Genomic DNA, 15,112 nt, shown 5'->3' on the forward strand with positions numbered 1-15,112 from the left:
CCGGTAGCCGCCCGGCGGTCGGCCGATGTCAGTCCAGACGCATGGTCTGGTGCGTGGCAAAGTGCTGATGCCAGGAGAACGCCTCGCCCAGCAGATGCGGCGTATGCCCACCGGCGCGGCAGGCGCGCTCGAAATAGTCGCGCAGCTGCGGGCGGTAATCCGGATGGCAGCACTGCTCGATCACCTTCACGGCGCGTTCGCGCGGCGCCAGGCCACGCAGGTCGGCCAGACCCCATTCGGTGACCAGTACATCGACGTCATGCTCGCTGTGGTCCACATGCGAGACCATCGGCACCACGCTGGAAATCGCACCGTCCTTGGCCACCGATTTGGAGACGAAGATCGAAATCTGCCCGTTGCGCGCAAAGTCGCCCGAGCCGCCGATGCCGTTCATCATGTGCGTGCCGCCTACGTGGGTGGAATTGACGTTGCCGTAGAGGTCGAACTCCAGCGCCGTGTTCAGCCCGATGATGCCCAATCGGCGCACCAGCTCCGGATGATTGCTGATCTCCTGCGGGCGCAGCACCAGCTTGTCGCGGTAACGCTCGATATTGGCCAGGAAGTGCGCATACTTGGCCTGCGACAACGTGATCGAGGAAGCCGAGGCAAAGGCCAGCTGGCCCGAATCGAGCAGGTCGATGGCGCTGTCCTGCAAGACCTCCGAATACATCACCAGATCGCGGAATGGCGAATCGACCAGGCCGTGCAGCACCGCATTGGCAATCGTGCCGATGCCGGCCTGCAGCGGCGCCAGCGTATGCGGCAGGCGACCGGCCTCGACTTCGCATTCCAGGAAGTGGATCACATGGCCGGCGATGGCCCGGGTCTCGTCATCCGGCGGCAGCACCGAAGACGGACTGTCGGGTGTCTCGGTGAGCACGATGGCCACCACCTTGGCCGGATCGAAGGGGATCGTGGGATGGCCGATGCGGTCGCCGGCAGCGGTCAGCGCAATGGGTTTGCGCTCCGGGCGCGCGGCCGGGAGGTAGATGTCGTGCAGACCTTCCAGTGCCAGCGGCATGCTGGTGTTGAGTTCGATGACGATCTGCGCGGCCTGCTCCACGAAACTGGCCGAATTGCCTACCGACATGGTCGGCACGATGCCCTCCTCGGTGATGGCTGCGGCTTCGATGACCGCGATGTCGATGCGCGAAGGCGTACCGCTGCGCAACTGCTCGGCCGTTTCGGAGAGGTGCTGGTCGATGAACATCACCTCGCCGGCATTGATCTTCTTGCGCAGCGTGGGATCGACCTGGAACGGCAGACGCCGCGCCAGCAGGCCCGCTTCGGCCATGAGGCCGTCGCTGCCATTGCCCAGCGAGGCGCCGGTGATGACGGTGAAATGCAGTTCTTCATGCGCGGCCCGATCGGCCAGCGCACGGGGCATGGCCTTGGCGTCGCCGGCACGGGTGAACCCGCTCAGGCCGATGGTCATGCCGTTGTGGAAAAATGTCGCCGCCTCTGCGGCCGACATCACTTTGCCGGCCAATGCGGGCTGGCGGATGCGCTGGCTATCCATGGATGGTGTGCTCCTGCTCGGGTTCTTTAGGGGGTGTGCAGTGCATCCTCGACGGACTTCTCGCATTCTTGTTTGTATCAAGTGTAGGAGCGGATCGCTATGCACTGTATGATTAAAATTCCCGCATTCCAGTCGTAAAACGCATAGGTGGGCCGGCCCGCCTTCCCGCTGCAGAAAGCCCTCGCCATGGACATCCGCGCCCTGCGCTATTTCACCGAAACGGTGCGTCTGAACAGCTTCAGCCGCGCCGCCGACGCCTTGCACGTGACCCAGTCCACCGTCAGCAAGATGGTGCGGCAGCTGGAGGACGAGATGGATGCCCCCCTGCTCATTCGCGATGGCCGCCGCCTGCAGCTGACCGACACCGGCCGCGTGGTCTATGAGCAGGGGCAGCAGATCCTGGCTTCGATGCAGCGCCTGGATGCCGAGGTACGCGATACCAAGGCCTTGCGCAGCGGCCGGCTGGAGATCGGCATCCCGCCCATGATCAACATCCTCTGCACCCCGGTCCTGAAGGCCTTCCGCGAGCGACATCCCGAGATCGCCATCGTGCTCCAGGAAGATACCGGCCCGCAGATCGAGCAGCGCGTCGCCAGCGGTGAGCTGGAGATCGGCATGACGGTCTTGCCGGCCGACCCCGCGCTGGAGTTGCAGACCATGCCGGTGGCGCGCTATCCGATGTGGGCGGTGGCCCAGGCCGGCAGCTTCCAGAAGAACCGCTCTACCCTGCGCTGCGCCCAGCTCGACGGCATGCCGCTGGTGCTGCTCAACAATGAATTCGGTCTGACCCGCAGCCTGCGCGGCGTGTTCCGCGAACAGGGCATCGCGCCCGAGATTGTGGCCCAGAGCGCGCAATGGGATTGGCTGGTGGCCATGGCCCTGGCCGGCATGGGCGCCGCGCTGCTGCCGGAACCCTTCATCCACCGCCTGGCCACCGACCAGTTGCAGGCGGTGCGCCTGGTCGAGCCGGAGGTGCAGTGGCAGGTGGCCTACGTCACCCGGGGCGGCTATCTCTCGCATGCGGCCAGGGCATGGATGGACCTGAGCGGCGAGCTGTTCGCCGGTGGCAAGGGCCGCAAGTAGGGTTGACTGACAAGGACCGCCCTCTGGCCGCAGGACGGCGACTACCCCATCTCTCACTGGCTGGGTGGCGTCTCCCCATGCATTCCTGAATATTCTCAAATGGAATGCAAAGCCGGAATTTAAGTCATGCCGTGCATGAGCGCAGCTTCCTATACTGAGCACTGCCGATGCCTGCCGCCCCTCCTCACCCGTGACGGCGGAACCGGAATGACGTCGTTGCGACCGTGAGTGCGCAGGTGTCGGCAATCTTCATGGCCAGTTTCCAGGCCGCCTGCACCCCAGCCCTCTACGTCAGCACGTGATCATGCCGCCGCCTTTGTCGTCGCTCCCGTTTTTGCAATCCCTGTCGCTGCTGTCATCGCGGTTTTCGCTCTACCGATTTCTGCTGCTGACCCATTGCCGTCGTTGTCGCACCCGGGTCGAACGCTGGCGCATGCAGTTCCCGTTGCGTCACGCCAATCTCTCCGAAGGCCTGCGTGCCGCCTGCGGTGCGGCGGCCATGCTGTTGCTGGGCGAATGGCTGGGCAATCCGCTCTTCTCCTGGGCCGCCATCGGTGCCTTTCTCACCTCGCTGGCCGACAGCGCCGGCTCCAACCGGGCCAGGCTGGCGTCCATGGGCGGTTTCGCCCTGGCCTCCACCCTGGGCGGCATGGTCGCCGCCAGCGCTGCCGGCCTGAGCGTGGAAGCAGGTTTGCTGGCCATCATGGCCTGCGCTGGTGCGGCCGGGTTTTCGCGTATCTATGGTGCAGCCGTCGGCCTGGTGCTGATGCTGGCGGCCGGGGTCTCGGCCATCATGGCCGATGCGCCGGTGGTGTTGTGGCCGCTTTCGCAAAGCCATGTCCTGATCTATTTCGCGGGCTGCCTGTGGGCGCTGCTGCTGGGCCTGACGGTCTGGCGCATCCACCCCTTCGCCCCGGCACGCCAGGCAGTCGCACGCGCCTATGGCACCCTGGCCGAACTGGCCGCCATTGCGGCCGCCAATGACCTGGACGACCCGGCCTATGCGGTGCATGCCGCCGAACTGGCCGCCCACACCCGCCGTCACGCCCGCTTCGACCTGGCCAGTGCGCATCGCGCCCTGGAGGCGGTGGCCGTGGAGCGCACCGAATCGCGCCGTCTGTATGAAAACCTGCTGGTTCGCCTGGCCCGTGCCGAGGTGCTGCTCGATGGCATCACCGTGCTGGCCGACCTGCAGCTGACGCATTATCAGGCGCCCCGCGCCCGGCAGCGCACCGGCCGCGTGCTGGCCGCCATTGCCCGCCAGTTGCAGGCCATGCAACGCGACATGCAGCGCGGTGATGCCATTGCCGCCGATGACGATGCCCGCATCATGTTGCGCCTGCGGCAACTGGTGGCACGACTGCCCAGCGGCACCGGCCGTCTGTTGCAGCGTGTGGACACGCCACTGGCCCATGGCGGCGATGATCCCGCCCGCCTGAAGCAGGCCGCCCGCGCCGAGCGCGCACAGCGGGTGGGGGTATCGGCCTGGTTTCATCTGCTGAGCGCGGCCGCCCGCAAGGCCGCCCTGCACGTGCGCGCCGGTTCGGCCGAATGGCATCACGCCTGGCGCTGCGCCGCCGCCGCCGGGGCCACCTATCTGATCGTGCATCTGCTGGAACTGCCCTTCGGCTACTGGGCCACCATGGCCACCATGCTGGTGATGCAACCCAGCATCTCCGACAGCTGGTCGCGCAGCATGGAGCGCGCCGTCGGCAGCGTGGTCGGTGGCGTGCTGGCGGTGGCGGTCTGTCTGGTGGTGCATTCGCCGCTGGGGCTGGCCTTGCTGGTGTTCCCGCTGACCGTGCTGACCATGGCCCTGCGGCCGGTCAGCTATGGCCTGTATGCCACCTTCCTGACACCGGTATTCGTGCTGGTGGCCGATGTCGGCGGCGATCCGGCCCATGAACTGGCCAATGCCGCGCTGCGTGCCGGCAACAACGTCATTGGCGCGGTGGTGGCGGTCCTGGCCAGCTACCTGTTCTGGCCGCGTCGCCAGCAGGAAGACCCGCAGGCGCAACTGCGCCGCATGGCCCAGCTCAACCTGGACTACCTGGCCGCGGCATTGGTACCGGCCATGCCGGCTGGCGCCGGTGGAACGGACAAGGCCGGTATCGCGCAGTTGCATGCCCACCGTCGCGACGCCTGCGTGGCCAATGTCGAAGCCGGCCTGCTGCTGCAACGGGTGGCGCGCGAACGGGGCTGGCACGAGCGTGACCATGGGCGTGGCCGCACGGCAGTCGCCCTGTCGCGCCGCCTGGCGGCTGCCGCCAGCCACCTGTGGGCGCATCCCCAGCCTGTCGCACCGGAACTGCTGGAGTGGCTGCACGCGCTGGCCCAGGCTCTGCAGGCGCGCGATGCGCCGGCCCTGCAGGCCCTTACCCGTCAGCGCCCAGCCCCGGTGCAGCTGGCCCAGGCCGCTGCCGTCGAGACTGCCTGCCTGCTGGTGGCCACCCTGGAGGCAACCGGGCCGGTGCCCGGAAATTAGCGGAAACAAAATCCCCCTTCCCTGTTCGAACTGGAAAAACGCCTGCGGGCGTACCGATTCGACAACACAACAGATGGAAGGGAACGGATGAGCCTGGACCTCGATTTTCTTTACAACATGAACGAAGGCCCGCTGCGTTCGGGCCTGATCGTGCTCGGCGTCGCCCTGGTGGCGGTGCTGGTGGCGATCTTCCTGCATCGGCTGGGGGTGGCGCTGGTCAGGCGCCTGGCACGCGGCCGGCCCTTTACCACCACCGCCACGCAGGTCACCTTCAACGCCAGCCGTGCCTGTGTGATCCTGTTCATGCTGCGTATCGTGCTGGCCGGTGCGCCCGACAATACACCGGGCCTGACTCGTATTTCCTATCTCACCTCGATCGCCTTCATCCTGGCGCTGACCTGGTTCCTGATGCGCTGCGTGAAATCGGTGAGCCTGACGGTCGTCAATTTGAATCCCTATGACGTGGCCGACAACCTCAAGGCCCGTCGCATCCTGACCCAGACCCGGGTGCTCTCGCGCAGTGCCTACTTCCTCATCGCCCTGCTGGGCCTGGCCTTCGTGCTGCTGACCCTGCCCGGTGCGCGCCAGTTCGGCGCCAGCCTGCTGGCCTCGGCCGGGGTGGCCGGTATCGTCGCCGGTATCGCCGCCAAGCCGGTGCTGGGGAATTTCTTCGCCGGCCTGCAGATTGCCTTCTCGCAACCGATCCGCATCGACGATGTGCTCATCGTCAAGGGCGAATGGGGGCGCGTGGAGGAAATCACCGGGACCTTCGTCGTGGTCAGGATCTGGGATGAGCGACGCATGATCGTGCCGCTGCAATGGTTCATCGAAAACCCCTTCGAGAACTGGACCCACACCTCCTCCACCATTCTCGGCACGGTATTCCTGTGGCTGGATTTTTCGGTTCCCACGCAGGCAGTGCGCGCCGAATTCGAGCGCATCTGCCAGACCCTGCCGCTCTGGGACAAGCGGGTCTGCGTCATGCACGTCACCGACGCCAGCGAACGCACCATGCAGATTCGCCTGCTGGTTTCGGCCAGGGATTCGGGCAGTGCTTTTGACCTGCGCTGCCAGATTCGCGAGCACATGATCAACTTCATCGCCAGCCATTACCCGGATGCCCTGCCCCGCATGCGTGCAGAACTGAGCTCGCGCAATCAGCCGGATGCTTTGGATACCCTCATCGATGGCGCGCCCGGAGAGCCGCTGAAGGGGCAACCATGAGTTCGCCGGAGGTCGCATTTTTACAACACCGGCGTGGCATGAAAAACTTAGAAAGTCAGATGGTTGAAACTAAGTAATCACAGGGGCTAAAACTTAGAAAAATTGTCACCGTGATTTTCTGATGCGTGCTGTCGACGCCTGATGAGGCCACACGCAAAAAAGATCAGGCGGATCTCACGACTGGCGACCGAGGGGAGAGAGTGTCGCTGTCATGGACCCGCCTGCAGGGGAGAGACTGGTGTGCCGGACAACCCGGCTTGTTGCCCGCCAAGGCTTATTGATCGGTGACGTGCATTTCGCCATTGGCGCGGGCCTGGGCCAGCTCGGCGCGCACCTCGTCACGGGTCTTGGCAGAGGCGATCTGCTTGTCGTCGCGATTGCGATCGCTCACCAGCAGTTCGCCGTTGGCACGGGCTTGTTGCAGTTCGGCGACCACTTCGGCACGGCTCTTGGTGGAGACGAAGCGGGTTTCGGCAGGATACGGTGCTTCAGCCATGGCGGTGCCGATGGCGGAAGTCAACAGCAGGCCGGCAAACAGGTTCTTGGCAATGTTCTTGGTGTTCATGATGGTTCCTTTGTGTGAGAGAAGGGATGAGCACTTCAACCCGGTCCAAGGTCTTGGTTCAGTCGTTGTGTGCTGTCATCGTGAAACCAAGTTTAGAGATCAACGGATGACGGATAAAGACGCGAAATCGGAATTCATCGTTCCGGATTTCAGAACAAGCCCATCCATTGTTGCCAGGCGCAGGCACCGTGGCATCCCTGTGATCGGGTGATCCGGCCGCTTGTCAAAAACTTAGAAACACAGATTATGAAAACTTAGAAGTCGAAAACAGTAAAACTTAGAAAATGAAAAAGGAAATGCTCCGCCGAATTGTTCAAAAACTGAGCAGATTGCAGAGTGAAAATCGTGCTTTGGGAGGGGAAAAATTCCGGATAGAGACCGCTGGAAAAACTTAGAAAAATGTCGAAATTTTTCTAATGCGGCTGGCGGCGTGGCAGCGTCAGGGCGGTAGCGGGAATTGTCCGGAATCGAGATGGCGAGCTGGGCGCAGAAAGCAGGCAGGCGGACCTCACTACCGGCGACCGAGGGGAGAGAACGTCGCTTTCATGAGGCCCGCCTGGGGAGAGACTGACGCACCGGGATCGCCGGTGCGGGTGATGCGCAGCCAGGGGCGCGGATGGCGCCAGCCTGGCATCAGGGCATGCGGATTACAGCGGAGCGTTGCTGTTGCTTACAGCAGTGCCCTGGTTGCGGGCTTGCTGCAGTTCTTCTTGCACTTGCTGACGGGTCAGGGTCGAGTGGAAGGGCTTTTCCACCGGATATTGTTCGGTCACCAGCAGGTCGCCGTTGGCGCGGGCCTGGATCAGTTCGGCGCGTACGTCAGCGCGGGTCTTGGTCGAGACGAAAGGCTTGTCGACCGGATATTGGTCGGTCACCAGCAGGTCGCCATTGGCACGGGCTTGCTTCAACTCGGCGACCACTTCGGCGCGGCTCTTGGTCGAGACGATCTGGGTCTCGGCGGGATACGGGGCTTCAGCCATGGCGGCACCGACAGCGGTAGTCAACAGCAGGCCTGCAAACAGGTTCTTGGCAATATTCTTGGTGTTCATGATCATTCCTTTGTGAGTGAGGGGATGAGCACTGCAACCTGGGCCGACACTTGTGGTTCAGTCGTTGTGTGCTGTCATCGTGGAACCAAGTTTAGAGATCCAAGCGCGGCAGAAAAAGCAGACAAACCGGAATACATCATTCCAGAAACGCGAACAATCAGTTTTTTCGAGCCTGTACTGCTCTTTTTACACCGCATCTGCACATGGAAAATGTTGCATAAATTTCTACTTATGAAGTAGTTGAAGTTAATTAAGTTATTGATTTATTTGGAGAAAAATGGAATTGATCATCTGCTGGCAATAATCGCTGGTTGATCCATTTTGCGGTGCGATAAAAAAATTCCTATCGATCCAATACAAAATCGCATTAACTTGTTCAATGGATTTGACAGAGTTTTTCAGGCCTTCGTTATATGTTGAAGAACATAGCGAATTGGCGCCTTTGAGCAAGCATCTTTCTCCGCCTGACATTTGCGCATTCCCCATATAGGTCGATTTGCAGAAGCCGTGTGGTGGCGAACATTCATTGCTTGCCGCGTTGTTGTTTCATTTGGTTTCGTTGCATCGCATCTCCTTGCATCGCCATCTGCCGGCGACAAGGAGCGACGGTTCCCCCTTGTTACGATTGCTTGCAAGCCTCACCAACGCTTGCACTTCTCCTCGAACCTTCCTGTCGAAAAAGGCTTCAGAGATTCACGCGTTACGCAGAACAGGCAGGCCCACAGGCTCCCCATTTTGCGTAATCGGGGAAGCGGAGAATCAGTCCTTGTCCGACATAGCGCGACCGCAAGCTTGCCTATAGTGATGACACGGATCTGCGATCCCGCATCCTGTAATTTTCTTGAGTATCCAAGCCTCGGGCTTTTCCGAAAAACATAACGCAAGGAGGTACACATGAAGACTCGTCATATTCTGATCTCGTCCCTGTTCATGGCCCTGGCCGGTAGCGCCATGGCGCAGAATGCACCGACCAATGGCAACGCCGTGGGCGCTGCACCGACCGCGCCGATGTCGTCGGCTTCGACCGCATCGCCTTCGGCCGTGCCTTCCAATGACCCGTTCGTCCAGAAGCGTCAGGCTGATGCCGATGCCAAGGCCGAGTACAAGGCGCAGAAGAAGGCCGCCAAGCAGGAATACAAGTCCGACAAGAAGGCTGCCAAGGCGCAGCTGAAGCAAGAGAAGAAGGAGTCCACTGCCGAGCGTAATGCAGCTCTGGCGGCCACTCCTGACAAGTCCGACAAGACTCCGTAATCTGCGGCGATCATGTCGTGATGAAGATCCCCGGCTGCGGCCGGGGATTTTCTTTGCCTGCCCTCGTTCAGCGCTTGTCAGCGCGGTCGAAAACGACAAGGCCGGCATTGTGCCGGCCTTGTCGTTTCTGCTTTCACAGAGGTGTCAGTTGCGACCCTGCCGCCATAGGCAGCGGGCCAGCCATGCGGCCGTCACGACCTGCAGCAGCATGAAGGCGGCTACGGCGTTCCAGCCTGCGTGTTCCCAGAACCAGCCGCCGACCGAGCCCAGCACGCTGCCGCCCAGGTAATACGCCAGCAGGTACAGCGAAGCGGCATGCCCCTTGCCCTGCCCCGCCAGCCGACCGACCCAGCTGCTGGCGGCCGAATGGGTGGTGAAAAAGCCGATGGTCAACAGCACGATGCCGGCGATGACCACTGCCAGCCAGGGCGTGCAGGTCAGGAACAGGCCCACGCAGGAAGTGCCGATGCCCGCTGTCACCAGCGGGGCGCGGCCATAGCGGTCAGCCAGGGCACCGGCCCACGAAGAGGACACGATGCCGAAGATGTAGGCGCTGAAGATGAGCCCGGTCAGCGTGGCTGACAACGAGAACGGCGGGCTCATCAGGCGAAAGCCGGCGTAGTTGTACGAGGTAGCGAAGATGCCCATGTTCAGCGCCGCGATGCCGAAGGTCAGCGGCAGGCGGGCGTGGCCGAGGTGGCGGCGCCACAGGCCGAAGTGATCGCGCAGGCGCAGCGTGCCGTTGCGCACGAAGTTGCGCGAGCCCGGCAGCATCATCACGAAGGCCACTGCCAGCACCAGGTCCAGCGCGCCGATGGCGAGCATGGCGTGGCGCCAGCCGAAGGCTTCGGCCAGGGTGCTCATGGCGACCCGGCCGACCATGCCGCCGAAGGCGTTGCCGCCCACATACAGCCCCATGGCGTAGCCCAGGCCACCGGCGTCGATTTCCTCGGCCAGATAGGCCATGGCCACGGCCGGCACGCCGCCCAGGGCGATGCCTTCCAGCGCACGGGCGACCAGGATCAGGTGCCAGCTCGGTGCGATGCCGGCCAGCAGGTTGCAGCAGGCGGCGGTGGCCAGGGAGGCGAACATCAGTTCCTTGCGGCCGAAGCGCTCCGACACCATGCCTGCCACCAGGATGGAGACCGCCAGGAAACCCGTCGACAGCGATAGCGCCAGCGAGGCGCTGGCCGCGCCGATGTGGAATTCCTGCGCAAAGGCCGGCAGCAACGGCTGCACGCAGTACAGCAGCGAGAACGTGGCGAAGCCCGAGCAGAACAGCGCCAGCACGATATGGCGGTAGGCGGCGGAGCCGCGGACCGCGCCACCATTGGCATGGCTGGCATGGCTGGCCGGGGCGGCAGAGATGGCATGGTGCGCGGTGGGTGCCGCTTCCGGGCGCGGGACAGTGGAAGACGGTGAATCGGAGAGCGACTGCATGGCAAGGGGACGGCAGACGCGCCGGAGGAAGGCGTACCGCCATGTGTTGTGGAGAGGGGTAGTCTGGGATAGATGCGCTATATTGTCCAATATATGGAAGGTGGCATGGCCATCTATGAAACAGATATCAGGTGAGCAAAATGGAACTGCGACATCTCCGCTATTTCCTGGCCGTGGCCGAACAGCGCAGCTTTACCCGGGCGGCCGAGAAGGTCGGCATCGGCCAGCCCCCCCTGTCGATGCAGATCAAGGACCTGGAGCAGGAGGTGGGCGGCGCGCTGTTCATCCGCACCTCGCATGGCGTGGAGTTGTCGGAGGTGGGACGGGTGTTGCTGCCACACGCCCAGACGGCGGTGGACAATGCCGAGCAGGCGCTGCGCGCCGCGCAACAGGCCGCCAGCGGCGAGGTGGGATTGCTGCGCATGGGTTTTACCTCGTCGGCGGTATTCCATCCGCTGGTGTCGCATGCGCTCCAGCAATTCCGCGAGCGCCATCGCAAGCTGGAAATCTCCCTCAGCGAAGGAATCACCGAGCAGTTGCTGGCCGATATCGCCGCTTCCCAACTGGATGCGGCCTTCGTGCGCATCGTGACGACGCCGTCAGCCGAGCTGGGGGTGGTGGAACTGCCGGCCGAGAAGCTGAAGGTGGCCTTGCCGCGTTCGCATCCACTGGCACGACGCAAATCGCTGCGCCTGCAGGACCTGGCGGGGGAAAACTTCATCATGGTGCCGCGTGGCAAGGGATCGGCGCTGTACGACAACATCTTCAGCGCGTGCCAGGCGGCCGGCTTCGATCCGCAGGTGATCCAGCTGGCGCCGCAGCTGACCTCGGCCATCAATCTGGTGGCCGCCGGGCTGGGGATTTCCATCGTCCCGGAAGCCATCGAACAGGTACAACTGGCACAGGTGCGCTACATCGAGATCCGCGAACCGGCGCCGCGGGCGCAGCTGTCGCTGGCCTACCACCGGCAATCGATTGCCGCGGCACGCTTTGCTGCGCACCTGCAGCGTTCGCTCAGGCGCGTCGGGGGCGAACGGGATGTGTCGTGAAGCGCCGTGAAGCTGTATGGGCGACGGGCAGCGGGCGAAGTCTGCCTCAGTTGCTTTTGAAGCGTCCCAGCAGCTTGTTGGCCTGTTGCAGGAAGGCCTGAGGATAGGCCTCCACCAGTTGTTCGAGCGCCGGCAGCATGCGTTCGAGGGCAATGGTCAGGGCGATATCGCTGATTTCCTCGCCCCACAGGACCTTTTGCACGAAGGCAGCTGGTCCGATCTCGGCGATCAGGCTCATGCTCATCTGGCGTTCAAGGGTGTCGATACGCGGGCCGAAGACCTCATCGAAGATGCGCATGATGGCTTCTTCCAGCTGTACCCGCTCGCTGCGTTGCAGGCGATCGTCCCGTCCTAGCGGCTCGGGATCGACCGGCGCCGGCATCTGGCTGTTCTCGATGAGTGCGCTGGCCTCCCCCGCCATGCGACTCAGTTGCTGCACATGCAGCGTCAAGGCACTGATTTCAGCGAGCAACGAGCGCAGCGGCATTTGCTGCGGCATGTCGGATTCGGCTGGACCTGCTGGATGTGGATTCATATTGTTGTTGTTGCTCAGCCTGCCAGGGCAGAGACCGGGCAAGCTGCTTGAATCGATCGTTCCGGCGATGCCGCCCCCATGCGGTTGTATCGCCGGTGCCTGTGTACTGAACCGACGAGGCCCAGTACAAATTTCCCCAAGGAAACTAAATTAAGTATAGTGCGCTGCAAAAATTTACGCATGAAAAAATCCGTCACTTGGACGCAGAAGCGACACTTTCAGCGACTTTGTTGTTCGAATAATAAAAGAAAATCACAGAGTTGCGTTTTTTAGTTGTCTGTAATCCAACACTTTCGTGTGGATTGCACCCCGGGATTGCGACATATCGTCGCAGCTGATATGCGCAAACAGCCCTGGCCCGGCCCGCGATGCCCGTCGGAAATCCCCGTGATCGCCTCGAATTCCGCCAGCTGGCGGGCTTGAGCGTCTCTTGCTGACTGTCAGTACCCTCCTCCGCTGCTGTTGGGCTTCCGTCAGGCAAGTGTCAAAGTGAAGGAATATAATGAGAATCGTTCCTGATTTCTTCGACTGAAGCACACCATCATGCGTCTCACCGAACTTCCCAAGGGCATTGCCGCCATTGTCGATCATGTTGCCGACCTGCACGCCGCCGATGCCGTCGCCGCCCGTCTGCGCGACCTCGGTTTCGTCACCGGTGAACCGGTACGGGTGGTGGCGACGGCGCCCTTTGGTGGCGATCCCATCGTGGTCCAGATCGGCTCCACCCGTTTTGCCTTGCGGCGGGCCGAAGCGCAGCGGGTGTCGCTGCAGGCCGGTTCGGAAATGGCAGCATGAGCGCGGGCGCACTCAACATTGCTCTGGTCGGCAACCCAAACTGCGGCAAGACCGCACTGTTCAACCAGATGACCGGGGCGCGCCAGAAGGTGGCCAACTATGCCGGCGTGACCGTGGAACGCAAGTCGGGCAGCTTTACTTCCCCTTCCGGCCGTCAGGTGCGGGTGGTGGACCTGCCCGGCGCCTACAGCCTGCAGTCGGTCAGCCCCGACGAACGGGTGACGCAGGCGGTGCTGCAGGGACGCTACCCGGGCGAGGCGGTGCCGGATCTGATCGTCTGCGTGGCCGATGCCACCAACCTGCGCCTGCACCTGCGCTTCGTGCTGGAAGTGCGGCGCCTGGGGCGGCCCATGGTATTGGCCTTGAACATGATGGACGCCGCTGCCAGGCGCGGTATCCGGGTCGACGTGGCGGTACTGTCGCAGCGGCTGGGCATGCCAGTCATCGAAACCATCGCCGTCAGGCGTGGTGGTGCCGATGCCTTGCAGGCGGCCATCGACGACGCCAAATCGCTGGCGGCACCGACGGTGCCGGCAGTGGCCGACCTGCACGTGGAGGTGCGCGCCCTGCTGGCGGACACCGTCGTGATGCCGGCACCGACCGACCGGCGTGATGACGCAATCGACCGCATCGCCCTGCATCCGGTGCTGGGCGTGCTGCTGCTGGCGCTGACCATGTTCCTGGTGTTCCAGGCCGTATATGCCATCGGCAAGCCGATGACGGATGCCATTGCCGATGGCTTCGGCACGCTCGGTGGCGTGGTCGGTGAATGGTTGCCCGAGGGGCCGCTGCGCGGCCTGGTGACCGATGGCCTGGTGGCCGGGCTGGGGACGGTACTGGGGTTCCTGCCGCAGATCCTGGTGCTGTTCTTCTTCATCCTGCTGCTGGAAGAATCCGGCTACCTGCCGCGCGCGGCTTTCGTGCTGGACCGGGTGATGGTGTCGGTGGGCCTGTCCGGGCGCTCGTTCATTCCGCTCTTGTCCAGTTTCGCCTGCGCCATCCCCGGCATCATGGGGGCACGCAGCATCACCGATCCACGCGACCGGCTGGCCACCATCCTGGTGGCACCACTGATGACCTGCTCGGCGCGCCTGCCGGTGTATGCCTTGCTGATCGGCGCCTTCATTCCGCATCGTGCGGTGCTGGGTTTCTTCAATCTGCAAGGACTGGCGCTGTTCTGCCTGTATGTGGCGGGCATCGCCGCCGCCATGCTGGTGGCCTGGGTGGCCAAGCGCATTGGCCGTGCGCGCCAGGAGCGTGCGCTGTTGATGGAACTGCCCTCCTATCGCCTGCCGCACTGGCGCGATATCGCGCTGGGTTTGTGGGAGCGCGGCGCCATCTTCCTCAAGCGCCTGACCGGCGTGATGCTGGCGCTGACGGTCTTGATGTGGGCCATCTGCACCTTCCCTGCCCCGCCGGCCGGCGCCACCGAAGCGGCCATCGACTATTCCATCGCCGGCCATATCGGCCATAGCCTGCAGTACCTGTTTGCACCGCTGGGATTCAACTGGCAGATCAGCCTGTCGCTGATTCCGGCCTTCGCCGCCCGCGAAACGGCGGTGGCGACGCTGGCCACCGTCTACGCCGTCGGTGGCGACGAGGGGGCAGCCTTGCAGACGGCGCTGGCTGCGCATATCTCGCTGGCCAGCGCGCTGTCGCTGATGGTGTGGTTCGCCTTCGCGCCGCAGTGCATGTCCACGCTGGCCATCATCCGGCGCGAGACACAGTCCTGGCGCATGGTGGCGTTGTCCTTCGGCTACATGTTCGTGCTGGCCTACGCAGCGTCTTTCCTTACCTATCGGATCGCGGGGTGGCTGGCATGAGCAGCTTGTGGTGGCAATACCTGATCATCGGCCTGCTGGTCGCCGGCAGCCTGCTCTACATGGCACGCAAGCTGGCGCCTGCGATGAGCTGGCGCTGGCAGGCGCGGCTGGGGAGCTGGCTGGTGCGGCGTCGTGGCGCACCCTGGCAGGCGCTGGGCCGGCGCATCCTGCCACCGGCCAGGGCTGGCGGTTGCGGCGGCGGCGCCTGTGATGGTTGCGGTGACAGTGGCGACACCTTGCCGCCACTGGAACAGAAGATCAGCTTCCACCGCCGCAGATAAGGACCGGCTCCCG

At 63.3% G+C, this 15,112-nt stretch carries 13 protein-coding genes; 8 read left to right on the top strand and 5 right to left on the bottom strand.

Going from position 1 to position 15,112, the window contains the following annotated elements; all coding sequences use genetic code 11:
• Window positions 1-28: 28 nt before the first annotated feature.
• Complete coding sequence (locus BTM36_RS12310; RefSeq protein WP_077236502.1) at window positions 29-1,519, bottom strand: acetyl-CoA hydrolase/transferase family protein; 1,491 nt, start codon at window positions 1,517-1,519, stop codon at window positions 29-31.
• A 186-nt stretch (window positions 1,520-1,705) separates the two neighbouring features.
• Between BTM36_RS12310 and BTM36_RS12315 the strand changes: the two genes are divergently transcribed.
• The 3 genes from BTM36_RS12315 to BTM36_RS12325 all read left to right on the top strand — a co-directional run bounded on the left by BTM36_RS12315 (window position 1,706) and on the right by BTM36_RS12325 (window position 6,311).
• The gene (locus tag BTM36_RS12315; RefSeq protein ID WP_077236503.1) at window positions 1,706-2,602 is read left to right on the top strand and encodes a LysR substrate-binding domain-containing protein; all 897 of its coding nucleotides are present in this window, start codon (window positions 1,706-1,708) and stop codon (window positions 2,600-2,602) included.
• A gap of 304 nt (window positions 2,603-2,906) precedes the next feature.
• Window positions 2,907-5,087: an FUSC family protein gene (locus tag BTM36_RS12320; protein ID WP_077236504.1), complete on the top strand. Its 2,181-nt coding sequence runs from the start codon at window positions 2,907-2,909 to the stop codon at window positions 5,085-5,087.
• Window positions 5,088-5,174: 87 nt separating this feature from the next.
• The gene (locus BTM36_RS12325; protein ID WP_077236505.1) at window positions 5,175-6,311 is read left to right on the top strand and encodes a mechanosensitive ion channel family protein; all 1,137 of its coding nucleotides are present in this window, start codon (window positions 5,175-5,177) and stop codon (window positions 6,309-6,311) included.
• A gap of 274 nt (window positions 6,312-6,585) precedes the next feature.
• Here the strand turns inward: BTM36_RS12325 and BTM36_RS12330 are convergent, their stop codons facing one another.
• Both BTM36_RS12330 and BTM36_RS12335 read right to left on the bottom strand, forming a co-directional pair.
• Entirely contained in the window at window positions 6,586-6,876 is a 291-nt protein-coding gene (locus tag BTM36_RS12330) for a DUF4148 domain-containing protein (protein ID WP_006465675.1), read from the bottom strand.
• A gap of 647 nt (window positions 6,877-7,523) precedes the next feature.
• Window positions 7,524-7,925 carry a DUF4148 domain-containing protein gene (locus tag BTM36_RS12335; protein ID WP_077236506.1) on the bottom strand — a complete coding sequence of 134 codons (402 nt, stop codon included), beginning with the start codon at window positions 7,923-7,925 and terminating at the stop codon, window positions 7,524-7,526.
• An 894-nt stretch (window positions 7,926-8,819) separates the two neighbouring features.
• Between BTM36_RS12335 and BTM36_RS12340 the strand changes: the two genes are divergently transcribed.
• Window positions 8,820-9,176, top strand: a complete 357-nt coding sequence (locus BTM36_RS12340; RefSeq protein WP_077236507.1) for a hypothetical protein — start codon at window positions 8,820-8,822, stop codon at window positions 9,174-9,176.
• Window positions 9,177-9,320: 144 nt separating this feature from the next.
• On the opposite strand, the gene BTM36_RS12345 is transcribed toward BTM36_RS12340, so the two are convergent.
• Complete coding sequence (locus tag BTM36_RS12345; RefSeq protein ID WP_077236508.1) at window positions 9,321-10,616, bottom strand: MFS transporter; 1,296 nt, start codon at window positions 10,614-10,616, stop codon at window positions 9,321-9,323.
• Between the two features lie 140 nt (window positions 10,617-10,756).
• On the opposite strand from BTM36_RS12345, the gene BTM36_RS12350 reads away from it, so the two are divergent.
• Window positions 10,757-11,665 carry a LysR family transcriptional regulator gene (locus BTM36_RS12350; protein WP_077236509.1) on the top strand — a complete coding sequence of 303 codons (909 nt, stop codon included), beginning with the start codon at window positions 10,757-10,759 and terminating at the stop codon, window positions 11,663-11,665.
• Between the two features lie 46 nt (window positions 11,666-11,711).
• Here the strand turns inward: BTM36_RS12350 and BTM36_RS12355 are convergent, their stop codons facing one another.
• Complete coding sequence (locus tag BTM36_RS12355; protein ID WP_039877031.1) at window positions 11,712-12,164, bottom strand: hypothetical protein; 453 nt, start codon at window positions 12,162-12,164, stop codon at window positions 11,712-11,714.
• A 579-nt stretch (window positions 12,165-12,743) separates the two neighbouring features.
• On the opposite strand from BTM36_RS12355, the gene BTM36_RS12360 reads away from it, so the two are divergent.
• From BTM36_RS12360 to BTM36_RS12370, 3 genes are read left to right on the top strand one after another with little or no spacing between them, the layout of a single operon-like run.
• A complete protein-coding gene (locus BTM36_RS12360; RefSeq protein WP_006465337.1) occupies window positions 12,744-12,995 on the top strand; it encodes a FeoA family protein in 252 nt (83 codons plus the stop codon).
• Window positions 12,992-14,818 carry a ferrous iron transporter B gene (locus tag BTM36_RS12365; RefSeq protein WP_077236510.1) on the top strand — a complete coding sequence of 609 codons (1,827 nt, stop codon included), beginning with the start codon at window positions 12,992-12,994 and terminating at the stop codon, window positions 14,816-14,818. The genes BTM36_RS12360 and BTM36_RS12365 overlap by 4 nt, the downstream gene beginning before the upstream one ends.
• Complete coding sequence (locus tag BTM36_RS12370) at window positions 14,815-15,099, top strand: DUF6587 family protein (protein ID WP_006465339.1); 285 nt, start codon at window positions 14,815-14,817, stop codon at window positions 15,097-15,099. Before BTM36_RS12365 ends, BTM36_RS12370 begins: the two co-directional genes overlap by 4 nt.
• Window positions 15,100-15,112 lie beyond the last annotated feature (13 nt).

The organism is Herbaspirillum sp. VT-16-41 (genome assembly GCF_001994935.1).
GTDB classification, from domain to species: domain Bacteria; phylum Pseudomonadota; class Gammaproteobacteria; order Burkholderiales; family Burkholderiaceae_D; genus Herbaspirillum; species Herbaspirillum frisingense.